Source organism: Citrobacter sp. wls706 (assembly GCF_005281305.1).
GTDB classification, from domain to species: Bacteria; Pseudomonadota; Gammaproteobacteria; order Enterobacterales; family Enterobacteriaceae; genus Citrobacter; species Citrobacter werkmanii.
In genome coordinates this window covers 210,218-230,653 of the sequence record NZ_SZXG01000004.1, presented here as the reverse complement: position 1 = coordinate 230,653, position 20,436 = coordinate 210,218, and the positions used below count along the sequence as shown (strand labels likewise).

Annotated in this window: 18 protein-coding genes; 6 read left to right on the top strand and 12 right to left on the bottom strand. The window is 52.1% G+C overall.

Annotated features, from left to right (window positions below; all coding sequences use genetic code 11):
* Together btsT and FDW92_RS01210 are read right to left on the bottom strand one after the other, a co-directional pair.
* The gene (btsT, locus tag FDW92_RS01215) at positions 1 to 2,151 is read right to left on the bottom strand and encodes a pyruvate/proton symporter BtsT (RefSeq protein WP_042312572.1); all 2,151 of its coding nucleotides are present in this window, start codon (positions 2,149 to 2,151) and stop codon (positions 1 to 3) included.
* Between the two features lie 242 nt (positions 2,152 to 2,393).
* Positions 2,394 to 2,942 (bottom strand): hypothetical protein, encoded by a 549-nt coding sequence (locus FDW92_RS01210; RefSeq protein ID WP_042312570.1) that lies wholly within the window; start codon positions 2,940 to 2,942, stop codon positions 2,394 to 2,396.
* Positions 2,943 to 3,190: 248 nt separating this feature from the next.
* Here FDW92_RS01210 and tsr point away from each other — a divergent pair, with 248 nt between their 5' ends.
* The gene (gene tsr / locus FDW92_RS01205) at positions 3,191 to 4,852 is read left to right on the top strand and encodes a methyl-accepting chemotaxis protein (protein WP_042312566.1); all 1,662 of its coding nucleotides are present in this window, start codon (positions 3,191 to 3,193) and stop codon (positions 4,850 to 4,852) included.
* An 87-nt stretch (positions 4,853 to 4,939) separates the two neighbouring features.
* Here the strand turns inward: tsr and FDW92_RS01200 are convergent, their stop codons facing one another.
* The 3 genes from FDW92_RS01200 to FDW92_RS01190 form a co-directional block, all read right to left on the bottom strand.
* Entirely contained in the window at positions 4,940 to 5,455 is a 516-nt protein-coding gene (locus FDW92_RS01200) for a GNAT family N-acetyltransferase (protein WP_042312563.1), read from the bottom strand.
* A 52-nt stretch (positions 5,456 to 5,507) separates the two neighbouring features.
* Positions 5,508 to 6,869, bottom strand: coding sequence for an MFS transporter (locus FDW92_RS01195; protein ID WP_042312560.1), 1,362 nt, complete (start codon positions 6,867 to 6,869; stop codon positions 5,508 to 5,510).
* Between the two features lie 214 nt (positions 6,870 to 7,083).
* Entirely contained in the window at positions 7,084 to 7,998 is a 915-nt protein-coding gene (locus FDW92_RS01190; RefSeq protein WP_042312558.1) for a GntR family transcriptional regulator, read from the bottom strand.
* Between the two features lie 136 nt (positions 7,999 to 8,134).
* Between FDW92_RS01190 and FDW92_RS01185 the strand changes: the two genes are divergently transcribed.
* Together FDW92_RS01185 and FDW92_RS01180 are read left to right on the top strand one after the other, a co-directional pair.
* Entirely contained in the window at positions 8,135 to 9,157 is a 1,023-nt protein-coding gene (locus tag FDW92_RS01185; protein ID WP_042312556.1) for a zinc-binding alcohol dehydrogenase family protein, read from the top strand.
* 13 nt (positions 9,158 to 9,170) lie between these two features.
* A complete protein-coding gene (locus FDW92_RS01180) occupies positions 9,171 to 10,616 on the top strand; it encodes a tagaturonate reductase (RefSeq protein WP_042312553.1) in 1,446 nt (481 codons plus the stop codon).
* A 42-nt stretch (positions 10,617 to 10,658) separates the two neighbouring features.
* On the opposite strand, the gene opgB is transcribed toward FDW92_RS01180, so the two are convergent.
* The 6 genes from opgB to FDW92_RS01150 form a co-directional block, all read right to left on the bottom strand.
* Positions 10,659 to 12,950, bottom strand: coding sequence for a phosphatidylglycerol--membrane-oligosaccharide glycerophosphotransferase (gene opgB / locus FDW92_RS01175; RefSeq protein WP_042312550.1), 2,292 nt, complete (start codon positions 12,948 to 12,950; stop codon positions 10,659 to 10,661).
* 231 nt (positions 12,951 to 13,181) lie between these two features.
* The gene (locus tag FDW92_RS01170; protein WP_042312547.1) at positions 13,182 to 13,673 is read right to left on the bottom strand and encodes a DUF2501 domain-containing protein; all 492 of its coding nucleotides are present in this window, start codon (positions 13,671 to 13,673) and stop codon (positions 13,182 to 13,184) included.
* Between the two features lie 71 nt (positions 13,674 to 13,744).
* Complete coding sequence (gene dnaC, locus FDW92_RS01165; protein ID WP_137400527.1) at positions 13,745 to 14,482, bottom strand: DNA replication protein DnaC; 738 nt, start codon at positions 14,480 to 14,482, stop codon at positions 13,745 to 13,747.
* A 2-nt stretch (positions 14,483 to 14,484) separates the two neighbouring features.
* Positions 14,485 to 15,024, bottom strand: coding sequence for a primosomal protein DnaT (gene dnaT / locus FDW92_RS01160; RefSeq protein ID WP_079225556.1), 540 nt, complete (start codon positions 15,022 to 15,024; stop codon positions 14,485 to 14,487).
* Between the two features lie 121 nt (positions 15,025 to 15,145).
* Entirely contained in the window at positions 15,146 to 15,619 is a 474-nt protein-coding gene (locus FDW92_RS01155; protein ID WP_038636981.1) for a threonine/serine exporter, read from the bottom strand.
* Complete coding sequence (locus FDW92_RS01150; protein WP_042312543.1) at positions 15,610 to 16,386, bottom strand: threonine/serine exporter ThrE family protein; 777 nt, start codon at positions 16,384 to 16,386, stop codon at positions 15,610 to 15,612. Before FDW92_RS01150 ends, FDW92_RS01155 begins: the two co-directional genes overlap by 10 nt.
* Before the next feature lie 451 nt (positions 16,387 to 16,837).
* Here FDW92_RS01150 and FDW92_RS01145 point away from each other — a divergent pair, with 451 nt between their 5' ends.
* On the top strand, positions 16,838 to 17,563 hold the full coding sequence (locus FDW92_RS01145) for a response regulator transcription factor (protein ID WP_042312542.1): 726 nt from the start codon (positions 16,838 to 16,840) through the stop codon (positions 17,561 to 17,563).
* Positions 17,524 to 18,201 carry a DNA-binding transcriptional activator BglJ gene (gene bglJ / locus FDW92_RS01140; RefSeq protein WP_042312540.1) on the top strand — a complete coding sequence of 226 codons (678 nt, stop codon included), beginning with the start codon at positions 17,524 to 17,526 and terminating at the stop codon, positions 18,199 to 18,201. Before FDW92_RS01145 ends, bglJ begins: the two co-directional genes overlap by 40 nt.
* 57 nt (positions 18,202 to 18,258) lie before the next feature.
* On the opposite strand, the gene FDW92_RS01135 is transcribed toward bglJ, so the two are convergent.
* Positions 18,259 to 18,717 (bottom strand): YbaK/EbsC family protein, encoded by a 459-nt coding sequence (locus FDW92_RS01135; RefSeq protein ID WP_038636987.1) that lies wholly within the window; start codon positions 18,715 to 18,717, stop codon positions 18,259 to 18,261.
* Between the two features lie 365 nt (positions 18,718 to 19,082).
* Between FDW92_RS01135 and FDW92_RS01130 the strand changes: the two genes are divergently transcribed.
* A complete protein-coding gene (locus FDW92_RS01130) occupies positions 19,083 to 20,426 on the top strand; it encodes a PTS sugar transporter subunit IIC (RefSeq protein ID WP_042312538.1) in 1,344 nt (447 codons plus the stop codon).
* Positions 20,427 to 20,436 lie beyond the last annotated feature (10 nt).

Below are 20,436 nucleotides of genomic sequence, written 5' to 3'. Positions count from 1 at the left end.
TTAGTGGTGTGAAGAGGTCTTCACGCCGCCTTCCGGCACCGGTACATACGGCGTCTCTTTATCAGAGCGACCGTTGATGGCGCGGGCTTTCTGCCAGGTACGGAACCCGTAGAAAATGATGCTGTACACCACCACCAGGAACAGAATACTCAGACCTGCGTTGGTGTAGTTGTTGACGACGATATGGTTCATATTGGCAATCTGCAGCGCGGTCAGTTCGCCGCCGTTAGCAATCTTCTCTTTGTACTGATTCGCCATAAAGAAGAAGCCTTCCATCTGCGGGTTGGTGCTGAACAGTTTCAGACCCAGCGCCCAGGTGGTGCAGATAAGCAGCCAGACTGCCGGAACCACGGTAACCCAGATGTATTTGGTGCGCTGCATTTTAACCAGTACCACGGTGCCGAGAACCAGCGCCACGGCAGCCAGCATCTGGTTAGAGATACCGAACAGCGGCCACAGGCTCTTAACGCCGCCCAGCGGGTCAACCACGCCTTGATACAGCAGATAACCCCACAGGCCTACGCAGCCCGCAGTACCGATGATGCCCGCAACCAGAGAGTCGGTTTTCTTCAGGAACGGCACGAAGTTACCCAGTAAATCCTGCAGCATAAAGCGGCCAGAACGGGTACCGGCATCCAGTGCGGTCAGGATGAACAGCGCTTCAAACAGAATACCGAAGTGATACCAGAAGCCCATATCAGCCATCGGCAGCACTTTGTGGAACACGTGAGCGATACCCACAGCCAGCGTCGGTGCGCCACCTGCGCGGTTCAGAACGGACGGTTCACCGATGTCTTTCGCGGTCTGCAGGATCTGCTCAGGCGAAATCACGAAGCCCCAGGAGCTGACGGTCGCTGCCGCATGTGCGGTAACATCTTTCAGCTGCGCCATAATCAGCGGTGCGTTTTCGCCGCTCATTTCATGCAGGTTCGGCATGGTGATGCCAAGGCCCGCAGGCGGGGTGTTCATCGCGAAGTACAGACCCGGTTCGATGATAGACGCAGCAACCAGCGCCATAATCGCCACGAAGGATTCCATCAGCATCGCGCCGTAACCGATAAAGCGCGCATCGGTTTCACAAGCCAGCAGCTTCGGCGTGGTACCGGAAGCAATCAACGCGTGGAAGCCAGATACCGCACCACAGGCGATGGTAATAAACAGGAACGGGAACAGAGCGCCTTTCCACAGCGGGCCAGTACCATCAACGTACTGCGTCATCGCCGGCATTTTCAGTTCCGGATTGAGGATAACAATCCCCACCGCCAGACCGACGATAACGCCGATTTTCAGGAAGGTCGCCAGATAGTCGCGCGGGGCGAGGATCAGCCATACCGGCAGCAGCGCAGAGATAAACGCGTAACCAATCAGGGTAAAGGTAATGGTGGTGTCTTTAAAGGTCAGCGCCGGACCCCAGTACGGGTCGTGCGCAATCACGCCGCCGAAGTAGATGGAAGCCACCAGCAGCACAATACCAATTACCGACACTTCACCCACACGTCCTGGGCGCAGGAATCGCATGTAGATCCCCATGAATAGCGCAATCGGTACGGTTGAGCAGACGGTGAACACACCCCATGGGCTTTCCGCCAGCGCTTTCACCACGATCAGCGCCAGTACCGCCAGGATGATGATCATGATTAAGAAGCAGCCGAACAGGGCAATGGTTCCTGGGATCGGGCCCATCTCTTCTTTGATCATCTCGCCGAGAGATGCGCCGTTACGGCGGGAAGAGATAAACAGCACCATGAAGTCCTGTACCGCACCTGCCAGTACCACGCCTGCCAGCAGCCATAACGTTCCGGGCAGGTAGCCCATCTGCGCGGCCAGTACCGGTCCAACCAGCGGACCTGCACCAGCGATAGCAGCAAAGTGGTGACCAAACAATACGTTACGGTTGGTTGGAACGTAGTTCAGACCGTCATTGTTGATGACCGCCGGCGTGGCGCGCGTCGGGTCAAGTTTCATCACTTTCTGGGCGATGTACAGACTGTAGTAACGATAGGCCACCAGATAAACAGAAACTGAGGCGACCACGATCCACAGGGCACTAATGTGCTCACCCCGACGTAATGCCACTACCGAGAGGCAGAATGCACCGATGATTCCGAGAATCACCCAGGGTATGTGCTTGAATATCTTTTTCGTATCCATAGTAAAACCTGGTATCTAATTAATAATTGGCCGAAGCCGCGTGGGTTTGATCTTGTGTTTGAGGAGGTAAATTGACTGCTATGTTGGAGGGATCTTGCCAGAGAATTACGCGCGTAAAGTAAGGTAAATAAGTGAGCGGTTGTATGTCAGCTTAAGCGGTCTCAAGTGTCAGTGAGCGGTTTTGATTCAGCATAATAGATTGAAAATATGTGATTTTAGTCACATATTTTCAGGTCTGTTGTTCACACGCAGGGAGGAGATACCTGTGTTTGAGTGGCAATGAGGTAGATGTAGTAGGCGGTAATGCCGATAACCACGAAATAAAACATACGCCTCTCTATTTTGTCGACCGCGTTTTTACCCATGTGACTAAGGAAGTCAAACGTGCCCCATATCACAATCAACATTAGAGAAAATTTTACGCCGACACCCGTCATGCAAAACTCACCGTAGATCAAAGTTGCCAGTGTGAGGCCGAACAGAGCGCCAAAAGTGGCCGCGGTAATAGATTTTCCAAGTTTATTGAGTGTAAAAGAAAAAATTTTGTAGAAGCATGCAGCCACTTTCTTTTGCGGATCGAATGTTCCACATAACTTGAGTAAAACGACGGTGAATAACGCATCAGTGATTAACAGTAACATGATACTTTTGGGCGCGATACTTTCCATTAAAATGCCCGTAATCTCCGGGATAAATAGCTTCGGCACGACAGGGGTAAATAACCCTAAAATGAATCCCAGCATCATGAAGGCAAACGAATGGGAGAGTAAGTCGAGAAATTTCTTTTTCACAGAAGGACTTCCTTGTTTTAGCGATGGGAGACAAGACTATCATTGGTAGTCGAAGTGCGTATGAATGAAAAGCCCTCTGAAAAGGTAGGGGAAGGCGTTGATGCTATTGTTCGTTACTTGAACTATTGGGTGTTGCTGCTTTTTTCTGCGGGATATGTCGCCGGAACATCTGCTTTTCTAACGAATTCCATAAAGTTTTCCCTTTCCAGGCCGAAAATTCTGACATCTGTCTAGCGGAAAGAGAAAACATGTTAAAACGAATGAAGATTGTTACCAGCTTACTGCTGGTATTGGCGCTATTTGGCCTTTTACAGCTCGCCTCAGGCGGCTTGTTTTTTAACTCACTGAAGAATGACAAAGAGAACTTTACCGTTCTGCAAACCATTCGCCAGCAGCAATCTGCGCTGAACGCTACCTGGGTTGAACTGCTGCAAACGCGTAATACTCTGAACCGGGCGGGTATTCGCTACATGATGGATCAGAGCAACATCGGCAGCGGCGCGACCGTTGCAGAACTGATGCAGGTGGCGAGCAATGCCCTGAAGCTGACCGAAAAAAACTGGGCGATTTACGAGTCGCTCCCGCGGGATCCGCGTCAAAGCGAAGCCGCGTTCCAGGAGATCAACCGCACCTATGACATCTATCACGGTGCGCTGGCGGAGCTGATCCAGTTACTGGGTGAAGGCAAGATCAACGCGTTTTTCGATCAACCGACGCAGAGCTATCAGGACGGTTTTGAGAAGCAGTACATGAGTTACATGCAGCAGAACGATCGCCTGTATGACATCGCGGTTGAGGACAATAACGCTTCCTATAGCCAGGCAATGTGGGTGCTGGCATGTGTACTGATTACCGTGCTGGCCGCTATCGTTGCGGTTTGGTTTGGTATCAAACTGACGCTGATCTCTCCGATGAACCGCCTGATTGAAAGCATTCGTCATATCGCCAGTGGTGATTTGGTGAAGCGTATTGAGGTGGAAGGATCCAACGAGATTGGACAGCTGGCGGAAAGTCTGCGCCACATGCAGGGTGAACTGATGAACACCGTGGGTGACGTGCGTAACGGTGCCAACGCGATTTACAGCGGCGCCAGCGAGATTGCGATGGGCAACAACGATCTCTCCTCGCGTACCGAGCAGCAGGCGGCTTCTCTGGAAGAAACGGCGGCCAGCATGGAACAGCTGACGGCGACCGTGAAGCAGAACGCCGAAAACGCGCGTCAGGCCAGCCATCTGGCGCTGAGCGCTTCGGAAACCGCGCAGAAAGGCGGTAAAGTGGTTGATAACGTGGTGCAAACCATGCGCGACATCGCTTCCAGTTCGCAGAAAATCGCCGATATTATCAGCGTTATCGACGGGATTGCCTTCCAGACCAACATTCTGGCGCTCAACGCCGCAGTAGAAGCCGCGCGTGCGGGCGAGCAGGGGCGTGGTTTTGCGGTGGTTGCGGGTGAGGTTCGTAACCTGGCCCAGCGAAGTGCGCAGGCCGCGCGCGAGATCAAGAGCCTGATTGAAGACTCGGTCAGCCGTGTGGATGTGGGTTCAACGCTGGTGGAAAGCGCCGGTGAAACCATGGATGAGATCGTCAATGCGGTAACCCGCGTGACCGATATCATGGGTGAAATTGCCTCCGCCTCTGATGAGCAGAGCCGTGGCATCGACCAGGTGGGTCTGGCCGTTGCAGAGATGGATCGCGTGACGCAGCAGAATGCCTCGCTGGTGGAAGAATCCGCCGCCGCCGCTGCGGCGCTGGAAGAGCAGGCCAGCCGCCTGACCCAGGCCGTTGCCGTGTTCCGTATTCAGCATGACCAACAGCGCGCGCGCGACGTTGCCGCCGCAAAACCGGTTTCAACGGTCCAACCGCGTAAAGCTGCGGTAACCGATGCCGGGGATAACTGGGAAACGTTCTAAGCCTGTGATGCCGGATGGCGCTGTCGCTTATCCGGCCTACGGGGACAAGTTACCCAGGGCCGATAAGGCGTAGCCGCCATCGGGCAATTAACGCAGCATCAGGCGCATGGCGCAGCGTCGTTCGTACGTCTGCCCGTGCGCCACCTCTTCAGCTCTTTTTTCGCGCAATTCCGGAGAAAGCGTCTCGTCAGCCAACATTTCAAAACCCAGTCGCGCATACAATGGCGCATTCCACGGCACATCGCGGAAGGTGGTCAGCGTCAGTGACGTATAACCTTTCTCGCGAGCCTGTTCGGCAACATAGCCAATCAATCTGCGGCCAATTCCTTTTCCCTGCCACTCCAGATGCAGCGACAGTTCAGCAATAAACAGCGATGACCCCAGCGTTTCGGCTACCAAAAAACCGACCGGACGCTCATCGACCTGCGCCAGCCAGCTCATGCCTGCGGCGGCAAATGCCCGATGCTGAGCAGCAGATATAATCTGGTCGTCAGCAATCCACGCCAGGTCGGGGATGAGTAAAAAACGTTGTCCCGCAGATCGTTCGATGGCGGGAAGAGCGGCAGTTTCTGCCAGAGTAGTCGCGCGCAAGATGATGTTCATACGGAGAGCATAACATGCCCGATAAGCACGGTGTTATCGGGCATCTGGAGGATTAATCTTTACGCGGATCGCTAATGGGCTGACGCACCAGGATGATGTAGGCGAGGGCACCTGCCATCGTGACGCAGCCGCAGATGATCAGCGCCAGGCGGAAAGAGTTGGTGGTATCCACAATAAAGCCGGTAACGATCGGCGCGAAGGACGCGCAGATAAAACTGGCAAAGTTCTGGATACTGCCTACGGAGGCGGTCATACGTGAGGCGACGGCGACGTGGATCAAGCCCCAGCAGGAGGTTCCGGCGAAGTGGATACAGAACAGCGCCATACCGATCAGTAACACCGCGGCCATTGATGTTGTCGCCTGCGGTACCACGAAGGTGAAGGCTGCAGAGCAGAACATCCCGGCGATAATACAAATCTTACGGCTCTTAATCGGTGCCATACCGCCTTTCACCAGCCAGTCGGTGACAAAACCGTTAATCAGCATGCCAGCTGCGCCGAACAGGAACGGAATGGCCGCCATTAAGCCAGTGCTTTTTAAATCCAGGTTGTAGGAGGTCTGCAGGTAGCCCGGTAGCCAGGCCAGGTATAACCATGCGGTGTAGTTGATGCCGCTGAAGCCCAGCATCATGCCCCACATGGTACGGTTGCGGAACAGGCTACGCCATTCGGCAAAGCTCAGCGGATCGCGGCGGGCATTGACGCTGCCGGCGTTCAGGTAAGCCTGTTCCGTGGCGCTCAACTCAATTTGCTCGCGGTTGCGATACAGCATGTACCAGCCGATGGCGAGAAAAATACCCAGCACGCCGATAGTAATAAACATCCAGCGCCAGCCCATTACCAGCATCATGGCGGCCAGAATCGGCGGGCTAATGGCAACCCCGATGGTCGAGGCGGCGTTAAACAACCCCATCGGGCGACCGCGCTCTTTGATGTTAAACCAGTCGTTGATGACCTTTACGCCGCACGGGTTCATGGGCGCTTCGCCGATCCCCATGCCAATACGCACCAGCACAAACTGTGTGAAGCTGTGTACCATCCCGGACAGCGCCTGAAACAGCGACCAGAAGAACATCCCGAGTCCTAACATAATGCGCGGACCCTTGCGATCCAGCAGCGGGCCGCAGGGCAGTTGTGCAATACCGTAAGCGAGAGAGAAGACCGACAGCAGGACGCCGATTTGCGTGGCGCTCAGCCCCAGTTCTTCCCGAATCGTTAAGTTGGCGACCGATAATGAACTACGGTCGAGGTAATTAATCACCGCAGCAAAAAATAATAAAATCATTGCTGTGGTCTGAATGCGTTTTATTCGGCTACTGCGTTGTACCATGCCCTCAGGCGGAACATTAATATCCGCTGATGACGACGTGTCAAACGAAGAACTCGGGTCGAGGGTAATATTATTTTTTTCCACGCCGGACTCCTGAACCTCAATAATTTATTTTTACACAGCAGTGGGCTGTGCAGTATTGAAAAAATACCAGTGATGAATCAATTTACTCATCACCGCTCACAAAAGTTTTTAATGCAGTCGACTTAGCGTGAGCATAGGCAAGAGGTATTTTTCAGGGGTTTATATTTTTATAAAATCGTGCTCCCGGTAATGGTTTGCTGTTTTTTATCGGTACTTAATGCGCGGCAGCGCTACTTTGATTGATAGAGCGAATCATCGATTGTTTGGCTGTATTCAAATGGTTACACAGCGCCAGAGTGGCATCCAGATCGCTGCGGCAAATTAGCGCGCTGAGGATGGTCATATGCTCATCGATGGCAATGATGTTGCGCTGTTTAAGATCGCTTTCATCCCATTGATAGTGGAAGTGGAAAATCACGGAGATGATTTCAAGTGATTGATTAAAAAATATATTATCAGCAGCGGAGAGCAGTAAAGCATGAAACTCACGGTCTAACTGCGAGAACATACGAAAGCTGCTGCCGATGCTGTCGCGCAGGATGCGATGGCGCTCCAACAGCGTTTTTGCCTGCAGCCAGCGCGGGTCATCATCGGGCAGATTGAGGAAATGCTGCAAAGAATGGGTTTCCAGCATTTCTCTGAGTTCAAACAACTGTTCCGCATAGGCCTGATCGAACTGCTTCATGCTCCACTGACCGCGTTTTTCGTTTTTAATCAGGTTGTAACGTTCGAATTTTAAAAGATATTCCCGCACAACTACCGGACTGACGCCTGCGGCTCTGGCAAGCTGCAGTTCGGAGAAACTCTCGCCTGCGCGCAGTTGGCGCTGGTTGATCATGGTGAAAAAAGCCTGCTCGAAGATCCGGTTTTGCTCGGTCATGGAGGCGGTGGTGCAGGCAAAACCGTCGTCATGGTCAGGTTTACGCACGATGACATAGTGGCTGCCGACCTGCGTTAGTACGCCGCATTCGCCTAAGTGGCTCAGCATATGGCGCACGGTGGTGCGGCTGATGTTGTACATCTCCGCCAGCGCGCTTTGCGACGGAAGGGGGGAAGGGATATGACCCCGCGCCATATCATCGATTATTTGGTTAATCACATTGTGGCGTAAGTTTTGTGAACGGCTCATGGCGTCTCCTTTTTGGCTATTAAAACCCGATTTAAAACATTTTTATGCGCTGAGATTCACAGATTACGTTTCCGCTTTCTCCGGTTTTTTTATTTTCGTTGATATCTGAGGCAACAAAAAACAGGAGAGCAGAATCATGTCTACGATGAATACGTTGATTTGCCAGGAACCTAAAAAATTAGTCTGGAAAGAGCGTGAAATACCTATTCCTGGTGAGGGCGAGGCATTAATAAAAATTAAGTCGGTGGGTATTTGTGGCACCGATATTCATGCCTGGGGCGGCAATCAGCCTTTTTTCAGCTATCCACGTGTATTAGGCCATGAAATATGTGGGGAAATTGTCGGGTTGGGCAAAAATATACAAAATCTGAAAAATGGCCAGCAGGTGGCGGTTATTCCTTACGTGGCCTGTCAGCAGTGTCCGGCGTGCCTGAGCGGGCGCACCAACTGTTGTGAGAATATTTCAGTGATTGGCGTGCACCAGGATGGCGGCTTCAGCGAATACTTGTCCGTGCCGGTGACCAACCTGCTGGATGCGCAGGGCATTGACCCGCAGGCTGCGGCGTTGATTGAGCCTTATGCCATCAGCGCACATGCGGTACGTCGGGCGGCGGTAGCGCCGGGTGAGCAGGTGCTGGTGGTCGGTGCCGGTCCGATTGGTCTGGGCGCGGCGGCGATTGCCAAAGCCGATGGCGCACAGGTGGTGGTGGCGGATACCAGCCCCGCGCGCCGGGAGCATGTGCTTTCCCGACTGGATCTTCCGGTTATCGATCCCTCCGCTGAAGATTTTGATGCGCAATTGCGCGCTCAGTTTGGCGGCTCGTTGGCGCAAAAGGTCATTGATGCCACGGGGAATCAGCATGCGATGAACAACACAGTGAATTTGATTCGCCATGGCGGCAGCATCGTTTTCGTTGGGCTGTTCAAAGGCGATTTACAGTTCTCCGATCCTGAGTTCCATAAAAAAGAAACCACCATGATGGGCAGTCGCAACGCGACCCCGGAAGATTTCGCCAAGGTGGGGCGCCTGATGTCGGCAGGCAAACTGACCGCCGACATGATGCTCACGCACCGTTACGCGTTTGCCCAGCTTGCAGAGATCTACGAGCGGGACGTGATTAACAACCGGGAACTGATTAAAGGCGTGATCACGTTCTGAGAGGATAAGAGTGATGAAAACATTGAATCGACGTGATTTTCCGGGTGCCAGCTACCCTACGCGCGTGATCCAGTTTGGTGAAGGTAATTTTCTGCGGGCGTTTGTTGACTGGCAACTGGATATCCTTAATGAGAAAACGGATCTCAATGCTGGCGTGACCATTGTTCGCCCGATTAATACCGATTTTCCGCCGTCGCTGAACGCTCAGGATGGGCTATATACCACGCTTATTCGTGGGTTGAACGAGCAGGGCGAGGCGGTAAGCAAGGCGCGGCTGATTCGTTCGGTGAATAACGAAATCAACCCGTACAAGGATTTCGCGGCGTATCTGGCGCTGGCGCACAATGCAGATATCCGTTTTGTGTTTTCGAACACCACTGAAGCCGGGATTAGCTATCACGCGGGGGACAGTGTGGATGATGCCCCGCCGGTGAGTTTTCCGGCCAAACTGACGCGACTGCTGCTGGAGCGCTTTAACCATTTTGCGGGGGCGGTGGATAAGGGCTGGGTAATTATCCCGTGCGAGCTAATCGACTATAACGGTGAGTCGCTCAAAACGCTGGTGCTGCGGTATGCGCAGGAGTGGCACCTTCCTCCGGCGTTTGCCGACTGGGTGGAAACGGCGAACACCTTCTGTTCCACGCTGGTCGACCGCATTGTTACTGGCTACCCGCGTGAAGAAGCCGCCGCGCTGGAAGCTACGCTTGGCTATCACGATGCGTTTCTCGATACCGCGGAACACTTTTATCTGTTCGTGATCCAGGGACCGGCATGGTTGGCCGAAGAGTTAAAACTGGCGCAATGCCCGCTGAATATCCGGGTGGTGAGCGATATCAAGCCGTACAAGGAACGTAAGGTCGCGATTCTGAACGGCGCGCATACGGCGCTGGTGCCGGTTGCCTGGCTGTGCGGGCTGGAGACCGTTGGCGAAGCGATGCAGGATGCTGATGTCCGCCATTATATTGAGCGAGCGATTGGTGAAGAAATCATTCCGGTATTGGATCTCGATGCCGATGAACTGTGCGAATTTGCCGGTGCGGTGAGCGGGCGTTTTCAGAACCCCTACATTCGCCATCAGTTACTTTCCATCGCGCTTAACGGCATGACCAAATTCCGCACCCGTATATTGCCGCAGCTGCTGGCGGGCCAGCAAAATGGATGTTGGCCTGTACGCTTAACCTTTGCTCTGGCCGCGCTGTTGGCGTTTTATCGCGGCGAACGGGCCGGGGAAAGCTATCCATTGCAGGACGACGAGCAGTGGATAAATCTGTATGCCAGCCTGTGGCCGCGAGTCGGCAATGACCTGACGCTGCGTGAATTGGTGGATACCGTGCTCGGCGATGCCGCGCACTGGGGGGAAGATCTGACGTTGCTGCCAGGCCTTGCAGAGCAGGTGACAGCCAACCTGGAAATGATTCTGGTGCAGGGAATGCGTCAGGCGGTGAACAGTCTGGAATAAGGTTGCCATGCAGCGCCCGGAGTTGTGTTGGGCGCTGTTTTTTTATCCCTGAGCTGCCACCACTTTGATTTCAACCATCCCGATCCCCAGCTTACGCGGCGAGTGGCCGAGAATATTGCCCTCGTTGGTAGCGACCGGATCGGGTGGGATAATCACCAACGTATCGGCATCCGCCGGGTTATCAAAATGTAAGGTAGTGGTGCTGATATCATGGCTTAGCACCAGCGTCTGTTCCTCTTTGCCAACGCGTACGGGGATTGGGCGATTGGCGTTATTGCCATAGGCTTTGGCAGTGATGACCAGATCGAATTTTTTCGGCAATGGCGCTTTGTATTCGATTTTTACCTCTTCACTGAGCTGCGCATTGGACCAGCGTCCCCACGATTCAGGGCGTGAAATACCGCTAAATTGTTTCACCTCTTCCGGCGCGCCCGCCACGTTAAAGACGAAGCTGTCTGCCTTGTAGCGAATATCGTTATCGACAATTTTCAGCGTATCGACGTTGCCTTTGTAGCGCTCCATGTCGATCACCGTGTCTTTAAAGACGGTTTTGCTTTTCCATTTGGCTTTGTCAACGTGCTGCACGATTTGTTGCCCGCCCAGTTGCCCCTGCGAGACGCACCAGTCGGTGGAAAGCGCCAACTCCGGTGCCCACAGCTGCGCCATTTTGTAGCAGCGATCGACCCAGACAAAGTTATCGCGCGGCGCGAAATCTGCCAACTGGAAGCGCAGCGGGGCCGAATATTCGCTTTCTGGTAGCGGCTCGACGCGTTTATCCGATACGCGCAGCAGCAGCGGCAGGCGGAAATGGCTGCCGGAGAAAGCGATCATATTTTTGTCCTGGTCGACGGTGAACTCTTTCATCTCTTTGGGGAAATTCCACAGGCGGATGATGTCGGGTTTCCACGCCAGCATTTTTTCTTTGATGTTGAGGAACACTTCCGACACGGATTCGCCCGACAAACTGCTGCGGCCAAGGCCGATAAAGTTATCACCGCCCAGGATATCCAGCACCGTTGCGCCGTTATCCATCGTGTTACGTTTCACCGCCAGCGTATCCTGCTGCGGCTGGTCGCCGCGCAGCACGAAGAACAGGTTGTTGCGATCCTGCTTGTTCAGATACTTCCATGCGGTGTTGTTCATCGCCAGATGATCGGAAGAAACCACGATCACGGTATCTTTAAACCACGGGGATGCTTTGATTTTATTGATAAATTCAGCGATGTTTTCCTGGCTGCAGCTCACCGCGCTGAAGGACTGATTGGCCTTACCGTCGATGTCATAACGTTTGCGGTTACAGCTACGTGAGATAAATCCATCCGGATGATGGGTATCCACGGTTAGGGTAAACAGCGAAAAACGTTGTCCTGAACGCGATAGCTCTTCAAATTTTTTCCAGGCTTCGTCCAGCACGGTGTCATCGTAAAAACCCCAGTCGTTACGATATGCGGGATCCGCCACCACGCTTTTTAACTCTTCTGCGCCGTACAGATGATCAAATCCGTGAGATTTCAGGAACACATCCTTCCCGGCAAAGCGCAGGTTGGCCCCCTGCACAAAGTAGTTTTGGTAGCCGGAGTTTTTCAGGATGTCGCCGAGACAGATATTGTTGGGGAAAAAGCTGGAAACCGATGCCGAGGCATTGCCTTCAAATGGCGCAAACAGCGGGATGCCACATTGTGAAGCGACCATACCAGCGATGGTGTAATCCGTCCCCGGTAGCTGCATGGTGTTGCTGAAATCCATGCCTTCGTTTTTCAACGCGCCGAGTTCCGGGGTCAGATCCGGGAACGCATCGTTGTTAAAGTAGGTGCGTTCGAGGCTTTCGCCGTAGATATAAACCAGGTTCAGCTTCGGATGAGGGATGGTTTTCGACGGCTCTTTATAATAGGTCAGGAAATCCGGATCGCCATCGCGTGACTGAGATTTCACCAGTTCAGTTATCTGGTGAAACGCCGGGCTGGCGTCAACGGAGGCCAGCGCCAGCAGCAGGGCCAGCAGGCTGTAACCCACGTGATGAGGGTGATGGCGACGGCGGCGAAGGATCCAGCCGAGGGCGACGAAGACGGTCGTCAGCGCCAGCGCAATTCCGACGCCAGGCAGAATATATTTCCCGATACCCGCGCCGGTCAGGCTGTTAGTCAGAGTGTAAAGCACTGCGTCGTTGATTCCGTCGCCGGTGAAATAGTCACTGGCATACAGTGTGATATTCAAGACGATAAAAATCCCCAGCACCGTTAACGTGGCGGCAAACCACCAGGTATTGCGACCCGCTTTCCAGGCGTAAATCAGCACTGAAGCGAGAAACAGAGTGATGGAGATTAATTCTGACACGGTCGATCCTCAGTAAACCGGGCACATGCCTGGCAGGCTAATCATTCGGTGAGAGAACAATGTAATAGCGTTGTTATATTGCTGCAATTGTAGTGACATTAAATTACGTTGTTATTCAGAATTGGTTTAGATATGCGCGTTTTTTTGCGGGTAATTACGGCTTTCGTGATGGCGGTATGTATCGGCAGGAATAGGGGGATGCCGCGCAGGGGACGCGCGGCATTTAATGCCTCAGGAAATGAAGTTCATGCCCTGTTTTAACACCAGATCGCAGGCCTTGGTTTTTACCTGCTTCGCCAGCGAGCTATTACCAATCGTGTTCAGGTCCAGCTGTTGGCCATCTTTGGCATTGAGCAGGCCCTGAATGCCGTCCATGTAGTTGGTATCTTGTTTCTGCTCTGGAGCACTGAGGCCGAGTTTATCCAGCACCTGGTTTTTGACGTTTTGCGTGTCGGTAACCGAGGCCAGTTTCTGTTTGGCGCAATATTCCAGGATCCCGGCGGCGTTATTCATGCTGCTTGAGGTCAGTGACTGATTGCTGCCATTCAGCAGGCTGGTCAGGGAAGAGAGCGACGAGCTGCCCTGCGAGCCGGAGCTTTGTTTGCTCAGTTCGCTGGCCGCGCTGGAGAGCGAATCCTGCCAGGAGGCAGCAAAAACGCTGGTGGAGATGAGCGTGCTGGCGGCAAGCGCACAGCACAGCAGACGTTTGGTTGTTTTCATCATTATATGCAACTCGTGTTATGCCTTTTCAGCGCAGTATAGCGCTGGCAGCTTTAGGAGTGGTCCTAATACGTTTAATACTCTTTGCCTGTTACCCGGCTACGGTAGCTGTCCCAGTTAAAAATCACCCACAGGCTGTTGCCAAGGCGCATACGGTCCATCACGCGCTCTCCCAGCAGTTTGTTCATTTCATCCATATTGCTGTTGGTTAACATGCCGGTTGGGCGTTTTGAGGACGATCGGCGATCGACGATCTGATTGATGATCACTTTTTCATAGCGCGATTCGGTCTGCATGCCGATCTCATCGATCACCAGCAGATCCACATTGCTAAGATCGTTGAGCAACTGTTCTTCGCTGGCTTCACGGTTACTAAAGGTTTCTTTCATCGCCGACATGATATCAGCCACGGTGATGATCAGTACCGACTTACCGCGGAGCAGCAGTTCGTTGCAGATGGCTGCCGCCAGATGATTTTTGCCGGTGCCGGGTTTGCCCGAGAAAATAAAGCTGGCGATGTTGCCGTCAAACTCATCAACGTACTGGCGGGCTTTGCTCAGGGCGTTCATCTGACCTTCGCATTCCACCCGATAGTTATCGAATGAACAGTTTTGGTGCAGCGGACGGATACCGGAGCGGTTAAATGTGCGCTGCATTTTCATGGCCCGGTTTTCGCGGGCCAGCGCTGCGGCACGAATTTCACCTTGCTCTTTTTGCCATGCCAGTAGCTCTTCGCCCGTTTTAAAGGCAGGCTCGACATTGGGCGGCATCATTTTTTGCAGACGTTTCATCAGATCGCCAACGTTTTTCATCGTTATCCTCTAAAACCTGGTGGAATATGGCTGTCAGGTTCGCTGACACTGTTCACATCGCGCTTTGGCATTCCGCCATTGCTGGCCCGGCCAATCTGGATGCTACGCGCCAGTTTTTGCTGCCACTGAATATGGTGAAAGACTTTGCCTTCGGCCTGCCAGTAGGCGACGAATGAGGCCAGTTCCTCGGCGGTGACCGGTTCTCTTAACGCCACGCCCCACAGAGCGGCCTGGCGCTGAAAGTCGGCATCGGGCTGCCAGTCAGCGTACATCGCAAATTTCCCCATTGGCACGGCAACGGGCGCAGCTTGCGGCTCTTCATAAAATTGCGCATCCAATGTCACATCACTTCCTGGACGTGACAGCTTCTCTTCAAGCTCCAACAACTGAGCCAGTCGCGCAGGCGTCAGCGCGTAAAAGGCTGGCGCATTGTTGGCGAATACCGCTACGGCGCCACCCGCAGACTTTGCCAGTACCGCGTGATGATCGTGTAGTAAGGCGTCAATGCTGATGACGTCCGGCGTCAAAATTTTGCAGGGCATAATGTTTCTCAAAACTGAACAACAACTGAGAAGGGACTGCTTTTATAGTAACACAGAGAACCAGGAGAGCAGCAGATGAGGGGGAGATTCCCCCTCTGCGATGTGCTTAGAAATTATCGCGCTAGACGCGCGGGCGTTTGCGATACAGCCATAAGCCTGGTACGGATAAGCCGATAGAGAGCGCACCGACAATTGATGAGGCTTTCAGGAAATTGGTTAACAGGGTGATCATCAGCGCTTCGCTATAGCCGAAATGGCCGATTTTTACCGCGGAGATCATGGCGGTGTAGGCGGAGATCCCAGGAAACATGGGGATCACAGCCGCGACGGTGAAGACCTTAGGATGCGCCAGATACCAGCGCGACCACTGGATCCCAATGCAGCCAATCAGCAGCGACGCCATAAAGGTTGACCATTCAATATTAAATCCTGCGCTCATCATCACCATTCGTGAACCATGGCCCAGCGCACCGAGTAACGCACACCAGGGAAGCGCGCGATGCGGGACGTTAAATACCATGGCAAAGCCCAGTGCCGGAATCGCCGACAGGATCATGTCCTGTATTAGCGCCAGAATGAAATCGATCACGCCCATCCGCGTAGCCCCCATAAGGTCATCGACATAACCACCCCAATGCAGGTCGCCAACGTTAGCAGACTGGCAATGGCCCAGCGAGCCAGCCCGGTATTAATGTGCCCCTTAAACATATCCGCGACAGAGTTGATCAACGGAAAACCCGGAACCAGCAGCAGCACGCTGGCCGCCATGGCGATGGTTGGGGTGTGATTAAAGGTCGGCAGCGTCAGCAACAGGCCGGATATCGTGGTTGCCACAAAGGCGGTGATACAAAAGTTGATTTGCGGGTGCAAATGCCGGGACGCCAGGACCTGGCGGATATACATTGCTACCATGCTGGCGAAAAAGGTGATCACTGCGCCATCCCATCCGCCGTTATTAAGTTTACAAAAGCAGGCGCAGGACAAACCAACCATCAATGCGACCAGCCATCTTGGATAGCGTAGCGGCTTAATCTGGCTAAAGCGCTTCTCAACGCCTTTTATATCCAGCAGCTTGTGTTCCGCTAAAATAACGATGTGCTGCACTTCCGTCACGACGTGCATGTTAATGCCGCGATCATGATTTTTTCGGGTCGACGTCAGACATTGCCCATCTTTAATGGTGGTCAGGACAATCGCGTTGGAGGAGATGGCGCTTTCTACGCTATCCATGCCAAGCGCCAGGCCGAGGCGAGTGGATAGCTCGTCAACCAGCGCGCTTTCCGCACCATGCTGGAGTAAAAAAAGCCCACATTGTATACATAACCGTGTAACCGTTCGCTGTGACGACTGCTCTGTTTGCATGGCTCGCTCTGACTGAAAAGGATCTCATTGAAGGGTGAATGCTTTCTTTTTATCATGAAGCACGAGCCCGTTGGCTCTGGCAAGATCAATCTTTGCGTTGAAAAAAGACGCAGGTCGCAGCCGCTTACATGCCTTACCTGCTTATCAATAAAGATAGCGCTACATGAAAAGGTCGTGTTATTTATAAGGATGGCAAATACGTAAGCAATGCTAATGTTCTATTGTAGTTCTTTTAATTGTACATAGAATGTATTTGTGCGTAATTTTGTAATAACGGTTCAATAGTTTGACGCTATTGGGATTATAGCGCCATTACTTTAATATTTTAATAAAATCCAAGGATAAACAATTCACCTCGTCTATTGTTTAGGTTTTTCTGTTAATTAATATATTTAATTTATCAGGAAGCTTTTAATAAGTGCGAATACGGACTGGTGAATGTGGAGGGGATATGTTGCCAGGACGCTGCAAAAACGCAATTATTATTAGTAAATTACCGATCGTACAAACTGGGCTTAAAGGTGTAATGCAAGGACAGTTCGCTGATTGCGAATTAACTTACTGTCGTTCCGTTGAAGAACTGACATTGTTGCAGTTGCGGTGCGCTGATTTGGTGATTGCTGATTTACCCGCAGACTGTAATCATCCTCGCTCAGTCTGCGAACAATATTATTCTTTATTATCTCAATACCGTGATATTCATTGGGTATTTCTTGTATCTCGTATTTTTTACCCTCTCGCCATCGAACTGCTGATGTGCCCGATCAGTTCGCTGTTATCTGATGCAGAGCCGATTGAAAGTTTAGTGAATGTAATTCATGCGGGAAATACCCGAGCAGAGAGAATTAGCAAGTCGCTGCTCTCTCCGCCCGTAATGCCAGAGTTGGCTGACCATAGCGTCCGCTCAATTGTACTTACCCTCTCGGAGAGGAAAGTGCTGAGACTCCTGGGAAAAGGCTGGGGAATTAACCAGATTGCGTCGTTGCTTAAGAAAAGTAATAAAACAATCAGCGCCCAAAAGAACAGCGCCATGCGTCGCTTATCAATACACAGCAATGCAGAAATGTACGCATGGATAAACAGTTCTCAAGGATCGCGAGAACTGAATTTACCTTCAGTATATGGAGAGACCACGGAATGGAAAGCAGAAGCATTAAAAGAAACGTCGCACTTATAGAAAAATGTGCGATGAGTAGCGTGGGTATTGAGAGTTTATTTAATACCATGCCGGGTGACCAATACGCACTTCATCTCTTTTCGAATCAGCTTGCCTTTAGTCAGGCGATGTTAAAAATGTCATTTTCGGCAGTTATTTTTTCTCTTTCTGCTATCAGGACCGATCGCAGAGCAGGGCTCGCCTATTTGACGGAACTGGCGATAAATTTCCCTCGCATCAGGCGTATAGTTATTGCCGATGACGATGCTGAGGCGCGTTTAATTGGCTCTCTGTCACCATTGCCATTGGATGGGGTTGTTAGCAAAGCTTCTTCGTTAACTGTGTTGCAGGACGCGTTATTTACAGCATTGAATTGCCCTACCCAGGTAACCGAAAGCGCGAAAAACCATTGGTTTATCAATCAAAGCCGTGTGCTTAGCCCTACAGAACGAGAAATTCTGCGTTTTATGTCGAATGGCTATTCGATGCCGCAGATTGCCGTTCAGCTTGAGCGGAATATTAAAACCATTCGGGCGCATAAATTTAACGTAATGTCCAAGCTGGGCGTGAGCTCAGATGTTGGGTTACTGGATGCCGCCGATATCCTGCTGTATCTGCGCGCAGGTGAATCGACACCTTTTCTACAAGCGGCGTCGTAACGATCAACGTAGACCTATTTTGTGTCGGTTTCAGTCACCGGGCTGGGGCGTGAAACATCACTGACACACATCAACCCAGGTGGCTGAAGTTAGCTCAGCCATTCGTTCCGGTGTGATGCGAACCGCGCTGTGAATGGCTCCTGCCGCAGGCAGCACCTCAGCATAGTGCTTCAGAGAGACATCGCAATAAACCGAGATCGGTGTTTCCAGCCCGAAAGGACAAACGCCGCCAACGGGATGACCCGTCGCGTTCACTACCTCATCACTACTCAGCATACGGGCTTTGGCACCGAACGTGCTCTTTAGCTTTTTATTATCCAGCCGGGCATCGCCTTTGGCGACAACCAGGATGATGTCGTTCTTCACCTTTAGCGAAAGTGTTTTCGCGATCTGACCGGGTTCGACATTATGGGCTTTAGCTGCCAGTTCAACAGTTGCCGTGCTCTGGTCTAATTCGATGATCTCAATATCTGGGGCATGCTGCGCCAAAAATTGGCGTACTGATTGCAAACTCATTCTTCTCTCCATGGTGCCTACAGGCAGCTCCGCACAGCAGAAAACCGCATGGCGTAATTTGTCATAGGGCTTACCTCACTGTAAATATTTTATTGTAACAACATGGCAACATTGGCAGTTTTTCGATCGTCTTCACAATCAAAGAAACCGGTTACAGTAACCGGTTGCAGATTGTTGAAATGACGATTAATACTGAAGTTGTCACTTCCTCTGTATCACATAATAAGAGCCATCTATGAAACTTAACTCAAAATGCAGTTGCGCTGGTGCTCTTCCCGGCACGGTTGCGAAAAAGTGTAATGGGCTTTACGTGGTGGTGTTGATGACTGCATGGCTGCAGGGTTTTGCGCAACGGGAGAGCGGCTATGTCTACTAACCATGCTGTGTTTAATGTGATTTTCCGCTTTGTTGAAAACTACGTCAGCCCTGTCGCCGGGCGTATCTCTTCGCAACGTCACGTGATGGCAATTCGTGATGGTTTTATTTCGGCTATGCCATTTATGATCGTAGGCTCATTTCTGTTGGTTTTTGCCTACCCGCCATTTTCTCCTGATACAACATGGGGATTTGCCCGCGCATGGCTGGACATGGCAAAACAGTTTGAAGGCCAAATCCTCACTCCGTTTGATATGACGATGGGGATCATGTCGGTCTACATATGTGCGGCTATCGCTTATAACCTGGGGAAGCACTATGTGAAGTCGTATCAATTAGATCCGTTTATGTGCGCGATGTTGTCCATTATGGCTTTTTTGCTGATTGCTGCGCCGAAAACCAAAGGCACGATGCCCGTTGATAGCCTGGGTGGGACGGGGATTTTCACCGCTATCCTGGTGGCGATTTACTGTGTTGAAATGATGCGTTTCCTGAAGGCGCGCAACATCGGTATCCGTTTACCCGATCAGGTGCCGCCAATGATCAAAAACTCCTTCGATCTGCTGATCCCGGTGCTGGTGGTGGTGCTAACTCTGTACCCTCTGAGCCTGGTTATACAGTCGCAGTTTGACATGCTAATCCCGCAGGCCATTATGGCCATCTTTAAACCACTGGTATCCGCCGCTGATTCTCTCCCGGCGATACTACTGGCCGTGCTGATTGGTCATCTACTGTGGTTTGCTGGGATCCATGGTGCGGCGATTGTATCGGGGATGCTGCAAATGTTCTGGCTAACCAATCTCGGAATGAACCAGTCGGCGCTGGCACAGGGCGCGCCTTTGCCCCATATCTTTATGGAAGCATTCTGGACGTTTTTCATCGTGGTTGGTGGGTCCGGCGCGACGATGGGGCTGGTGATTTGCTATCTGCGCAGCCGTTCGGCTCATTTACGCTCGATTGGGCGTTTGAGCGTGGTCCCCAGCATTTTCAATATTAACGAACCGGTGATTTTCGGTACGCCGATTGTTATGAACCCGGTGTTCTTTATCCCGTTCCTGTTGGCCCCGATGGTGAATGCGGTGCTGGCATGGGCGGCGATGAAGCTGGATTTAATTGGTCGGGTGATTTCCGTCGTTCCCTGGACGGCCCCGGCTCCGGTTGGTGCGGCATGGGCGTTAGGCTGGGATTATCGTGCGGCCATCCTGGTTGTCCTGCTGGCATTGGTGTCGGCGATCATCTATTTCCCGTTCTTTAAGGTTTATGAAAAGCAGCTTCTGGCACAGGAAAAAGAAGAAGCACAGCGTATAGAAGAGGAAAATCAGCAGGTTGCATAATTTATTGGCG

Coding starts and splice junctions, on each gene's coding strand:
- FDW92_RS01170 (WP_042312547.1), bottom strand. CDS start 13,673: ATGATGAAAACAACCAAACGTCTGCTGTGCTGTGCGCTTGCCGCCAGC.
- FDW92_RS01200 (WP_042312563.1), bottom strand. CDS start 5,455: ATGAACATCATCTTGCGCGCGACTACTCTGGCAGAAACTGCCGCTCTT.
- FDW92_RS01150 (WP_042312543.1), bottom strand. CDS start 16,386: ATGCAAACAGAGCAGTCGTCACAGCGAACGGTTACACGGTTATGTATA.
- btsT (WP_042312572.1), bottom strand. CDS start 2,151: ATGGATACGAAAAAGATATTCAAGCACATACCCTGGGTGATTCTCGGA.
- tsr (WP_042312566.1), top strand. CDS start 3,191: ATGTTAAAACGAATGAAGATTGTTACCAGCTTACTGCTGGTATTGGCG.
- FDW92_RS01180 (WP_042312553.1), top strand. CDS start 9,171: ATGAAAACATTGAATCGACGTGATTTTCCGGGTGCCAGCTACCCTACG.
- FDW92_RS01155 (WP_038636981.1), bottom strand. CDS start 15,619: ATGGGCGTGATCGATTTCATTCTGGCGCTAATACAGGACATGATCCTG.
- dnaC (WP_137400527.1), bottom strand. CDS start 14,482: ATGAAAAACGTTGGCGATCTGATGAAACGTCTGCAAAAAATGATGCCG.
- FDW92_RS01135 (WP_038636987.1), bottom strand. CDS start 18,717: ATGAGTTTGCAATCAGTACGCCAATTTTTGGCGCAGCATGCCCCAGAT.
- FDW92_RS01190 (WP_042312558.1), bottom strand. CDS start 7,998: ATGAGCCGTTCACAAAACTTACGCCACAATGTGATTAACCAAATAATC.
- bglJ (WP_042312540.1), top strand. CDS start 17,524: ATGGAAAGCAGAAGCATTAAAAGAAACGTCGCACTTATAGAAAAATGT.
- dnaT (WP_079225556.1), bottom strand. CDS start 15,024: ATGCCCTGCAAAATTTTGACGCCGGACGTCATCAGCATTGACGCCTTA.
- FDW92_RS01185 (WP_042312556.1), top strand. CDS start 8,135: ATGTCTACGATGAATACGTTGATTTGCCAGGAACCTAAAAAATTAGTC.
- FDW92_RS01130 (WP_042312538.1), top strand. CDS start 19,083: ATGTCTACTAACCATGCTGTGTTTAATGTGATTTTCCGCTTTGTTGAA.
- FDW92_RS01145 (WP_042312542.1), top strand. CDS start 16,838: ATGTTGCCAGGACGCTGCAAAAACGCAATTATTATTAGTAAATTACCG.